14 protein-coding genes are annotated in these 10579 nt (G+C 36.7%); 8 read left to right on the forward strand and 6 right to left on the reverse strand.

The genetic code is table 11. The features are described from left to right. A partial coding sequence (locus Q9Q35_RS06780; RefSeq protein WP_304652701.1) for an NFACT family protein occupies window positions 1-1392 on the reverse strand: 1392 nt, incomplete at its 3' end. A gap of 223 nt (window positions 1393-1615) precedes the next feature. Between Q9Q35_RS06780 and Q9Q35_RS06785 the strand changes: the two genes are divergently transcribed. From Q9Q35_RS06785 to Q9Q35_RS06800, 4 genes are all read left to right on the forward strand, one after another. Next, window positions 1616-2479 (forward strand): DegV family protein, encoded by an 864-nt coding sequence (locus Q9Q35_RS06785; RefSeq protein ID WP_304652702.1) that lies wholly within the window; start codon window positions 1616-1618, stop codon window positions 2477-2479. 65 nt (window positions 2480-2544) lie between these two features. Then, window positions 2545-3378 (forward strand): TIM barrel protein, encoded by an 834-nt coding sequence (locus tag Q9Q35_RS06790; RefSeq protein ID WP_304652703.1) that lies wholly within the window; start codon window positions 2545-2547, stop codon window positions 3376-3378. Next, the gene (gene lepB / locus Q9Q35_RS06795) at window positions 3365-3949 is read left to right on the forward strand and encodes a signal peptidase I (RefSeq protein WP_304652704.1); all 585 of its coding nucleotides are present in this window, start codon (window positions 3365-3367) and stop codon (window positions 3947-3949) included. The genes Q9Q35_RS06790 and lepB overlap by 14 nt, the downstream gene beginning before the upstream one ends. A gap of 103 nt (window positions 3950-4052) precedes the next feature. Then, window positions 4053-5015, forward strand: a complete 963-nt coding sequence (locus tag Q9Q35_RS06800; RefSeq protein WP_304652705.1) for a S66 peptidase family protein — start codon at window positions 4053-4055, stop codon at window positions 5013-5015. A 170-nt stretch (window positions 5016-5185) separates the two neighbouring features. Here the strand turns inward: Q9Q35_RS06800 and Q9Q35_RS06805 are convergent, their stop codons facing one another. The 4 genes from Q9Q35_RS06805 to Q9Q35_RS06820 form a co-directional block, all read right to left on the reverse strand. After that, window positions 5186-6199, reverse strand: coding sequence for an IS30 family transposase (locus tag Q9Q35_RS06805; RefSeq protein ID WP_304652706.1), 1014 nt, complete (start codon window positions 6197-6199; stop codon window positions 5186-5188). An 81-nt stretch (window positions 6200-6280) separates the two neighbouring features. Further along, entirely contained in the window at window positions 6281-6619 is a 339-nt protein-coding gene (locus Q9Q35_RS06810) for a hypothetical protein (protein WP_304652707.1), read from the reverse strand. A 3-nt stretch (window positions 6620-6622) separates the two neighbouring features. Then, a complete protein-coding gene (locus tag Q9Q35_RS06815; protein WP_304652708.1) occupies window positions 6623-6982 on the reverse strand; it encodes a hypothetical protein in 360 nt (119 codons plus the stop codon). Window positions 6983-7130: 148 nt separating this feature from the next. After that, the gene (locus tag Q9Q35_RS06820; RefSeq protein WP_304652709.1) at window positions 7131-7703 is read right to left on the reverse strand and encodes a tyrosine-type recombinase/integrase; all 573 of its coding nucleotides are present in this window, start codon (window positions 7701-7703) and stop codon (window positions 7131-7133) included. A 238-nt stretch (window positions 7704-7941) separates the two neighbouring features. Here Q9Q35_RS06820 and relB point away from each other — a divergent pair, with 238 nt between their 5' ends. Together relB and Q9Q35_RS06830 are read left to right on the forward strand one after the other, a co-directional pair. Then, entirely contained in the window at window positions 7942-8163 is a 222-nt protein-coding gene (gene relB / locus Q9Q35_RS06825) for a type II toxin-antitoxin system RelB family antitoxin (protein ID WP_304652710.1), read from the forward strand. After that, window positions 8160-8435, forward strand: coding sequence for a type II toxin-antitoxin system RelE/ParE family toxin (locus Q9Q35_RS06830; RefSeq protein WP_304652711.1), 276 nt, complete (start codon window positions 8160-8162; stop codon window positions 8433-8435). The genes relB and Q9Q35_RS06830 overlap by 4 nt, the downstream gene beginning before the upstream one ends. Before the next feature lie 289 nt (window positions 8436-8724). On the opposite strand, the gene Q9Q35_RS06835 is transcribed toward Q9Q35_RS06830, so the two are convergent. Further along, on the reverse strand, window positions 8725-9552 hold the full coding sequence (locus Q9Q35_RS06835) for a 5'-nucleotidase, lipoprotein e(P4) family (RefSeq protein ID WP_304652712.1): 828 nt from the start codon (window positions 9550-9552) through the stop codon (window positions 8725-8727). A 170-nt stretch (window positions 9553-9722) separates the two neighbouring features. Between Q9Q35_RS06835 and Q9Q35_RS06840 the strand changes: the two genes are divergently transcribed. Both Q9Q35_RS06840 and plsY read left to right on the forward strand, forming a co-directional pair. Beyond that, window positions 9723-10016, forward strand: a complete 294-nt coding sequence (locus Q9Q35_RS06840) for a hypothetical protein (protein WP_304652713.1) — start codon at window positions 9723-9725, stop codon at window positions 10014-10016. Window positions 10017-10110: 94 nt separating this feature from the next. Then, window positions 10111-10579, forward strand: a 469-nt coding sequence (gene plsY / locus Q9Q35_RS06845) for a glycerol-3-phosphate 1-O-acyltransferase PlsY (protein ID WP_304652714.1), incomplete at its 3' end; no start/stop codon positions are given.

Consider the following 10579-nt stretch of genomic DNA (forward strand, 5'->3'; position numbering starts at 1 on the left):
CCGATCATTTTGCAAATTATTTTTACCGACTGAGATCTCGGTCCCATCAGTAGCAACAAAGGTTTCTGGTTTGCCTAATTTAGGTTTACGCTTTTTTTGTTGCTTAGTTTGGGATAGGTAACCGGCTGTTTGTAATTCGAGCTCGATATCATCTAGATCACTTGGTTGGGCTAGTTCTAATTGCATCTGTACACTTTCTAAATACGCGATCTCAGCTTTAGTTAAAGCTAATTGTTGCTCTATGTGTGCAACCGCATTTTTTAGCTTTTGATATTTTTTGAAATACTTTTGTGAGTTTTGAGCTGGTGAAAGTTGTGGTGAGAGTGTGATCTTAACTGGCTTTTCATCATCATAATAATTAGGTAGCGTCACACTCGTTGCATTTGGCTTTACCTGGTAAAGATAAGTCGTCAGCAATTCACCTTTGACTCTAAGATCATCTGCTCTATCCGTATTTTTGAGCTCTTTAGCCAATTTTTTGAGCTTAGTTTGATTTTTAGATAGTTCTTTTTTAACGACGTGGATCAATTTTGCACCTTGGTGAAAAACGCGATCGCGCACTGCTTTTTCTTGATAGTAGCTATCGAGCATCTCACTTAAAGTTGCAAATTTTTGTTTAGTCGTATGGTGTGTAAAGATATCAAAGGCTAGCTTGTTTTTTTCGGTAAAGATATTAGCTTTAGGATGCTTAGTTTGCTCTAAAAAAGCGTTAAAACTAGCACTTAAGTCGCGATCTTCGTGTAGCATCTTAGCTAATTGTAGGGCGCTTTGACGCGATAGTCCTTGATAGGTCTTGACAAGTTGCGTAGCTAAGACTTCACGATTCGGATGAGCTTTGACTAGCTCTAAATAAAGCTTATCTGGATCAAAAAAAGGATCGCGTTTAGTTTGAGCAGGGGGGATCTTATAAGTAGCTCCTGGTAATAGCGTCCGATAACGATTTTGATCCATCCCGACATGCTTTACAGTATCCAAGATCTTATTAGTCTCTTGTTCTACTAAGATGATATTGCTATAACGTCCCATGATCTCAATACTTAAGACCAACGGCAACCGATCACCGAGCTCATTTCGAGTCATAAAATAGAAATTGAGAACACGATCACAATTCAATTGCTCGAGTTTTACTAGCTTAGCACCTTCTAAATACTTACGTAAGACCATCGTAAAATTGGTTGGGACTGGGGGATTAGTATATGGGATCTCAGTGACCTGAACACGCGCATAATTGGGATGTGCCGATAATAAAACAGGATAGTTATGGCGATTTTGGCGAATCGTTAGGATGACTTCATTGGCGTAAGGTTGCGAGATCTTCATCACGCGTCCATCTAAGAGAAGCTCATTTAATTCGTTAGCCATTGCACGGGTAAAAATACCATCAAATGCCATGTTAAAAGCCTCCTTTAAAAAGTTTCACTTAATATTGTAGCCTTTATTTCAGAAAAGAGCAAAGTTATCTGTGTAAAGTTTGCTAATCTAGTGATATAATTTATTTTTAAAGTCGTTTTAAAAGAAGCTTGTTGAACGCGCACAAGTAAGAACTGTGCTAGTAACTAGCTTATTTGTGTGTTATGATAGGACTTGCAATAATAATTAAAGTAGGTGTAATTTTATGAAAATAGCTGTTGTTACCGACAGTACAGCCTATCTAAGCGCGGAACAGATCAAAGAAAATGATATCCATATCGTTCCTATCCCGTTTATTCTCGATGGTAAAAGCTATGATGAAGGTATTGATATTACTACTGAAGAATTTTATGAAAAGCTACGGACTTCGGAAACTTTCCCTAGCACCTCACAACCACCGATCGGCAAATTGATCGAGCTGTATGAATCCTTAGGTGACCAAGGCTATGATGCTGTGATCAGTATCCATTTAGCTGGTACGATCTCTGGCTTAGTTCAAACTTTGGAAACAGTCAAAGATACTGTCGACAATATCCAAGTTGTACCTGTAGATTCTGAGATCACAGTTCTGTTGATGGGGTACTTAGCGATCGAAGCAGCTCGGATGGCCAAACAAGGCAAAGAACTAGATGAGATCTTAGCTCGTTTAGATCATTTAAAGACAACGATCAACGAATACTTTGTCGTTGATGATCTTCAAAATCTAGTACGTGGTGGTCGGCTATCAAATGCCGCAGCTTTTGTCGGTAGTGTACTTAAGATCAAACCGATCTTGACTTTTGATGATGAGACCGACAAGATCGTAGCTTTTGATAAAGTTCGTTCATCTAAACGCGCTTTAAAACGCGTTGAAGATCTATTTGAAGAAGATACAAAAGATCTAACTTATCCGATCAAAATGATCGTGATCCACGCGAATAACGAAGAAGCAGCTAAAGAGTGGCAAGCTAAACTTGCTAAAAAATATCCAAACAATTCGATCGAGGTCAGCTATTTTGGTCCTGTTATCGGAACTCATTTAGGCGAAAACGCACTCGCACTTGGTTGGATGGAAGATATCGATAAATAATAATATATGCTTTGAACTGGATCGGTGATATGACCTATCCAGTTTTTTGAGGAGGAGCTGATTTTATGAAAAAAATCGATCTAGGCTTGAAAGCTAGTTCTGACCCTGAACAGATCAAGGATCGACTACAATATCGACCCAACGTTTTTGAATTCTACACTGCTGAAAACGACTTTACTAGGGATGGACTGAAACGTTTGGCCTATGGTATCGATCAAGTCAAAGATGCTAAAATAGACCATATCGTATTACATCACCCCATGCGTTACCGTGAGTATTTTACCGAACTTTTGACACCCGAAGATAAATTGCCAGAGTTGTACCGATTTATTGAGCAAAGTTCCTTAGATTTGTTACAATTAGCTTATGACAAAAATGTTCAAGTATTGATCCATGGATCTTATTCGCGCCAAACAGCTGAATTTCTCAGTTTATATCCTGATTTAGACCATGCTGAAGAATATGTTTTTAAGCGCTTAGACCATTTTAAAGATCTTGGTAAAGAGCATGTGATGTTTGAAAATTCGATCTCACCGGTATTTTATTATGGGGATGAAGCGTTAGATACCAAGATCTTAGCTCATGATTATCGCTTAGCCTTTGATACATCGCATTGCTTTATCAAATGGCAGGGGGATAGTGCTAAATTAATGACCGCCTTAACTCGTCTAAAACAAAATATCGTTCATTATCATTTAGTTGACTCGCTAGGCAAAACACATGATAGCTTAGAACTTGGTAAGGGTAAGATCGCTTGGGAAAATGTCTTACCTTTACTGAATGAAGATGCGACCAATATCTTTGAGATCGTCTTAAAAGATCAGACCAATGCTTTAGAACAAGTTAACAGCTTTAATTACTTAGAAACGTTGGAGGAAAAATTAGATGTCAACATTTAAAAATATCATGAGTTGGATCTGGCCCGTTGTTATCGGGCTTCTTATCGCACTTTTGATCAACACTTTCCTGTTATCGTTGGTCAAAGTCGATGGTTTGTCAATGTATCCTAATCTACAAAATAACGAACGTGTGATCATGTTAAAGCATGCTAAGATAAAACGTGATACCGTCGTTGTTTTCAGCGCTAAGGGCGTTGACGATCGTGCTGGTGTGAGCGATAGTACAAAATACGTCAAGCGCATTATCGGCTTGCCTGGTGACAAGATCGAGTATAAAAATGATGGTAAGCTCTATGTTAATGGAAAATTCCAATCTCAAGGATATATCACTACCGAGCAACAAAAAGAAGGAACTTTATCGATCTCAAATGCAGAAGGTAAGGGTGTGACTCTTGGAACTGGACATTCATTTACGGTCCCTAAAGATGAGTACTTTGTTTTAGGTGATAATCGTGAAGTTTCCAATGACAGTCGCTCCTATGGCTTTGTACCACGTTCTAAGATCTTAGGTGTTGTCAAAGTTCCATTTTGGAATAATGCACACGAATATATCAATTCATATGGTGATTAATCAATATCGACCTCAAGTCAATTGGCTTGGGGTCGATATTTTTTGTTTTATACGATTTATATGCTAAAATTTGTTTAATATTTTTTAGAAAGTAGGGATGTTTATGCTGATACCCGCACGCTTGAAACAAAATGATGAGATCAGGATCATTGCGCCTAGTCGGACATTTGACTGTGTCGGTGGTTTTGCTGCTAATCAAACAGCCCAAGCAAAATTAACACAGATGGGCTTTAAGGTCACTTTTGGTAATTATTTATCAGGGATGACTTTAGATGGCACTAACAGCATCTCTGAACGAATAGATGATATTCATGCTGCTTTTAGCAATCCTAATGTCAAAGCGATCCAAACAGTGATCGGTGGTTTTACATCAAATGAATTATTACCATATCTAGATTTTGATCTGATAGCAAATAATCCCAAGATCATTTGCGGTTTTTCTGATTTCACTGCGCTTGCTAATGCTATCACAGCTAAAACAGGGCTAGTTACCTATTATGGTCCCGCTTATATAACATTAAAAATGCTCGATAAAGCAGGGGCTTATCAAGATAACAATTTCATGCAAGCACTAACAAAAAAGCATTATGAGCTTCGACCATCACAGACATGGTCAAGCGATGAGTGGTTTTTATCTGACAGCAAGCGGACATTTTACCCGACTGATTGGAAAGTTTATACATCGGGGCAGGTACGAGGTCTAACAGTTGGTGGTAATGTCAACACGTTGTTCTTGTTAGCAGGAACTCAATACCAACCAAACTTTGAGGATAAGATAATTTTGCTTGAATTTGCAGATGATGGTGAAACTTGGCTGGATTTTTCTAGGTTGTTAGCTCAAGTGTTACAACTAGCTAAACGACCATGCGCGCTTTTATTAGGGCGTTTTCCCAAAATATCACAGATGACAGAGCAACGATTATTATACGTCCTAGACAAATTTCCGATCCTAAAAGAGATACCTGTGATGTATGATCTAGATTTTGGACATACACAGCCAATATTCACGATCCCGCTAGGCCAAGAAGTCTGGCTCGATACTGATGAGCTAGTGATCAAGGTCTAGCTAAAATAAACAGTTATGTATATAATACTAACTGTTTATTTTAGCTACCAAAACTACTTTTTATAATGTATATTATGTAAACTAGAATACATCGGGCGAAAGTCAATATTAAACGCAACAATTTTAAAAAAACTTAAACATTTATATTGAATATATATTAACTTTCCCCCTCATTTGTCAAATTTAGCCCTCTTTATTTCACCTTTAAATACTTCTAAACACGTTCTAAAGTTATGGAGTTTTTTAGGACGATTATTAATTTCTGACACATAGCTTTTTAAATCCATCTGTGACAACTTAGAGAATGACGTTTTCTTTGGAACATATTCCCTTAAAAGCCCGTTTAAATTTTCGTTTGATCCACGCTCGTGCGGTGCGTATGGATGTGCAAAATAAACACTAACCCCATATTGTTCGATTTGATTAACCAAGGTAGTATTTGTAAATTCAGTACCGTGATCGCATGTTATGGAGCGTGCATACTCACCATACAACGACATAAACGTGTCTATTGCTGGAATTAGAGATGTGCCTGACTTTGACTTAATTTTAACTGCAAACAAGAAACGTGTCTTACGCTCGCTAAATGTAGCTATCACATCTTTGCTACCACGTTTAGGTAGAATTGTATCCAATTCCCAATGTCCAAATTCTGAACGAGTATTTGCTTGCTTTGGACGGAATTCTATTGATCTACCTTTTATCAATTCTCTGTTCATTTCAGCCTCTGATTCTCGTACTCTTTTTCCTTTTTTCTTGCGTCTTCTTCGTAAGCCAGATCGGCTAATTTCAAGCTTTCCTCGATAGATCCAGTTGTATATCGTATTTTTAGATACAGTCACATCCTTTGTGCCGTATGCTATTTGTTCTGGAGAATACTTTTTACGCAGATACTTATTGATTTTTCTACCCGTATAGCTGCTATAAAGTGATTTTCGTCCCACAGTCTCCCATCTTAACCTAGCCTTAAATTCAGCGCTTTTAGCGTCATATCTCAAGATTTTCATTCGCTTTTTAGGCATCAGCTCTTTATAATCTTCAAAATCTTGAGATCTTCTTATCTCTCTAGAAATGGTACTTCTATGCCTACCTAATTCTCTAGCTATATCAGCCATACGTCTCCCTTGTTTCCATAAAAGCTCTATCTTTGCTCTTTCATCTAAAGTTAAATGTCCATGTCCCATACTAATGCTCCTAATTGGGTATGATTTACTATATGTTGCAATTAATTTTAGATTGTAGGACTAGAATACATCGGGCTAATGTCAAGAACAGGTTAAATCATTTTCGTCTGTCTGTTTTCCGCTAGTAGCCCCAACAACAGCACCAACTGTCCCAAACATTAATCCCCCAGCAAGGGCACGTCCAATTTTATTGCTGGTTGTGCGATTATCATACTCTTCTTCTACGTACATATTTAATAAATGCGCTGGTATTATAAACCACCCATAAGACTGTAGTTGGAAAAGCCTACTAAGGAATGATTGATTTATATCGTCCATAAATATAGCATTTCCCTTAAATGAATATCTCCCAACTCTAATATCCGCATTATCACGCACAGTTTCACGATAATATTCTAAATCTCGATCGTTCTCTATCACTAATTATTCCAACTTTCTCTCTAATTCTTTCAACTGCTCAGCTACGTGTATACATTCAAGCTGAACGTCTTTTACAGTCCAAGTAGCGCTACCTGGGATCTTGTCTATGTCATGAACAGTATCAAAACCCAGGTAACTTCCACTAAAATTACTATCATTGCATCTTATGTACCCACTAAAGCTAAATCGACCATGCACGTCTAAACTCCAGTACAGTTCATTATCGACTCCTTCTGGTAAATTATCTGGTCTTTCAATATAACCATTCAACGAAAATTCTGATTTGAGTATAATATAACGCAACCCTTCAACTACACCATCTTCAAGAATATCATTTACAGAAATATCTTTAACCAACTGCATGTTAAAATACCTCCAAAAATCGTTTATATATTAAAAGCTACCTTAAGATATACGTAGGTTAACATCAGCCAAAAACCAATCCAAAGTATACTAAAAAGACACCCCATAAAGTCTGCAAATGACTCGAGTATCCCATAAAAGAATTTCATTATATCTCACCACCCTTAACACCTATACGGAATCCTTTAAGACTTGATTTAGCATCATCATCATCAGTGATCCCGATATATCTTTTAGTTATCTTCTCGCTACTATGATTAAATAGGTACATCAACGTAGCAATATCATGCGTCTTTAGATAGTAAAATCTGCCGTATGTTTTTCGCAGTGTGTGGCATCCTATATCGTCTCTACCTAGTTCATGCCCTATTTTGACATACAATTTGTATACGGTATTAACTGTTATATGTCCACCCTGTCTGGACGGAAACAACTGATCATCATCATCTTTCATATCTTTTATGTATTCTTGGACAATATCCTGAATTCCGTCTAAAAACAGTCGTTTCTTCTTACCTGTTTTCTTTTCAGTAATAATTGGTTCTGGTTTATTTATGTCTCTCACCCTAAGTTTGACAATGTCTGACATACGCAAACCTGTATTGAGCCCAAATAAGAATAGAAAAACGTCTCTTTTTGAATTTTTGGTTCTCCGTAAAAAATCATCGATCTCTGTTTCTGATCTAAAAGGCTGAACATTATAAGTAGATTTTCTTGCCATAATTTTTCACTATCCCTTAAATTATATAAAATTTTATAATTATATTACCTCGGTTCTAGTTCATTATTACATATGTATAATAACATAAATAAGAACTCATCAAATCGAGAAAAAATATACTATTTTATATACACTTTATATTGATTAACTTATAAATGTATCTAGTTATATACAAAACAAAAGTAACACAATGTAACACGAACGTGGTAAAATATTTATAGAAAGTGAGGGGTTAAAAATGGCTACTATTAGTATCCGATTAAACCAACAAGAAGAAGAACTTTTTAAGGGATATGCAGAGATTTCTGGAGAGAATTTATCTACTCTCTTCAAAGAAGCTCTAAAAAAAAGAATTGATGACGAATATGACCTTCAGGCGTATAAAGAGGCGTACAAAGAGTATCAACAAGATCCAGAAACTATCTCACATGCTGATTTTAAAAAGGAGTTAGGTCTTTGAAAGAATATCATGTTGAATACTCAAAAAGAGCACAAAAACAAATTAGGAAATTAGACAAACAGATTCAACGGTTACTATTTGCCTGGATAGATAAAAATCTTGATGGTGTATCTGATCCACGTTTACATGGTAAAGGTTTAACTGGAAATCTTGCCTATGAATGGCGATACAGAATTGGTGACTATCGCCTCCTATGTGATATTCAAGATGACAGAATGATTATCCTGGCTTTGGAATTTGGGCACAGAAGATCTGTTTATAACAAAAAATAACACCACCCTATTTTCGGAGTGGCGTTATTTTTATTCTAGTCTAGTTTCATTTTTTGATCCCATAACTCTTATACGATGGGTAAAAAGTACCTGTTTATTTGACTCACTTAAAAGTAACTACACATTACATTTGCAATGGCTAGATAAGTTCTAGCTATATATCCTAGATAGATGTATTTTTCTTAATTCTATCCAATAATCATTCATCCTATAACTATAAAAAATCAGCCTACTAGCTTGCAGGCTGACTAGATAAATTCAAGTTTTCAAGTACACAAGTTTTAGCTCATTATTTAGTAGTTACAGTCGTTTGTTTTACCTTATTAGTTTTTGGATCGAAGTAAGTTAAATGCGATTTACGTAACTTACTCTTCTTGGAATCACTTTGTTGGTAATTGTTATTATATAATGCAGCTTCCCAATTACCGTACATTGGATTAGGTAAAATGATGTATTTATCCCCAAATTGCGTTGCATTTTGCATAACATCATTTGTGCGTTCAGCGACAGTATTTTCGGCAGGATCGTTAAAATCAGAAAGATTATCGCCAAACAGCATGATAACATCAGCCTTTTGTGCCACTTGTTGTCGCCGTTGTTCTTTAGTCTTATCTTGCTTTTGTTTGAGCAAGATATGCTCATGATCAGCTTGTGGCAACCCTTCAGCCGTCAAATTCTTGATCGTTGCCTTTAATTGGCTCTGTTCACGATCACTGACATAATAGATTTGAACTCCCTGCTCATTAGCATAATTCAAAAAGTCTTTTGCTCCTGGCACAGCCTTAGCTTTAGCTGCCTTGACCCACTGATCCCAACCATGTGGGTAGGATCTATTATTTAAAGCGTTGTAAGCCTGATATGGTGAATTGTCTAATACCGTTTCATCAATATCTAAAATGATAGCTTTCGGCTTTTCTGACGAAGTTGCAAGCTTAGTTGCCAGATTATTCCGTGCAACATTATATCCCTGCAAATACAACGCCTTTACTTCAGCTGAAGTTTGATACCATGCAACAGCCATCGTATTTTGGTCGCCCAAATTCGTCTTGGCTTGCACTGTCGACATCCCTAATAGCATAAAAGCTACGAAACTTAAAATGATCTTTTTGATCTTCAAAATTTCTCCTCCAATTTATTGTGAGGTAAAACTTGTGTACAAGATGTATTTTAACGATTTATTTATTTGAATACAACACAAGTTTTTTATGTAAATTACTCAAACATTTGTTAAGCTGTTAAAAAAGTGTAATAATGTCTGTAAGACTAGTTTTAAGGAGAATTTATCATATGAATGGACGTTTGCTCTTCGCACTTGGCTTATTACTAAGTGTTATCTTACTGGTGATCGGGAATTTAGCTACATTACCGATAATTTCTTTGATCGGTTATGGCATAATGAGCCTAATGTTTTTGATCGTCGGCTTTACAATGGCTATTTTACATCATACTAGTGCTTTGACTGCTGATGAAAAAAACATTGCTTGGGATGAAGCCTCTGGGGAATTAAAAGCAATGACTCTGGTGATCGGTCTGGGCTTTTTAGCTGCTGGGATCTTTGTTATTTTCAATTATATCGTCTGATCATTATTGAATTTATGTTCAAAAGCCAGTACAATAAAACGTATTGCTTTTTAGAGGAGGAATTTTTTTGTCAGAGACATTAAAGATCATCTTGATGTTGATCATTGGCTATCTTTTAGGTTCCATCCCATCAGGTGTTTGGATCGGGAAGATGATGTATGGTAAAGATGTTCGTGATTACGGTAGTGGTAATATGGGAACGACCAATACATTTCGTGTTTTAGGAAAAAAAGCTGGGACGGTCGTTTTATTGATGGATATGTTTAAAGGGACCTTAGCTGCCCTATTACCTTTCTTATTCCATTCCACTGCTGATCCGCTCTTGATCGGTTTGGCAGCGATCATTGGACATGTCTTTCCGATTTTTGCTGGTTTTAAGGGTGGGAAGGCTGTGGCCACGAGTGTTGGTGTCTTATTAGTTTATAATCCATTATTCTTTGTTATTGCTTGGGTGATCTTTTTAGTGACACTTTACATCTCCAGTATGGTCAGTGTTGCTAGCATGCTGGGTTTTTTACTGATCACGATCGTATCTTTTTTCTTTAAAGATGCACTACTTTCAG

This window comes from uncultured Ligilactobacillus sp. (assembly GCF_948826705.1).
In the GTDB taxonomy this organism is placed as follows: Bacteria; Bacillota; Bacilli; order Lactobacillales; family Lactobacillaceae; genus Ligilactobacillus.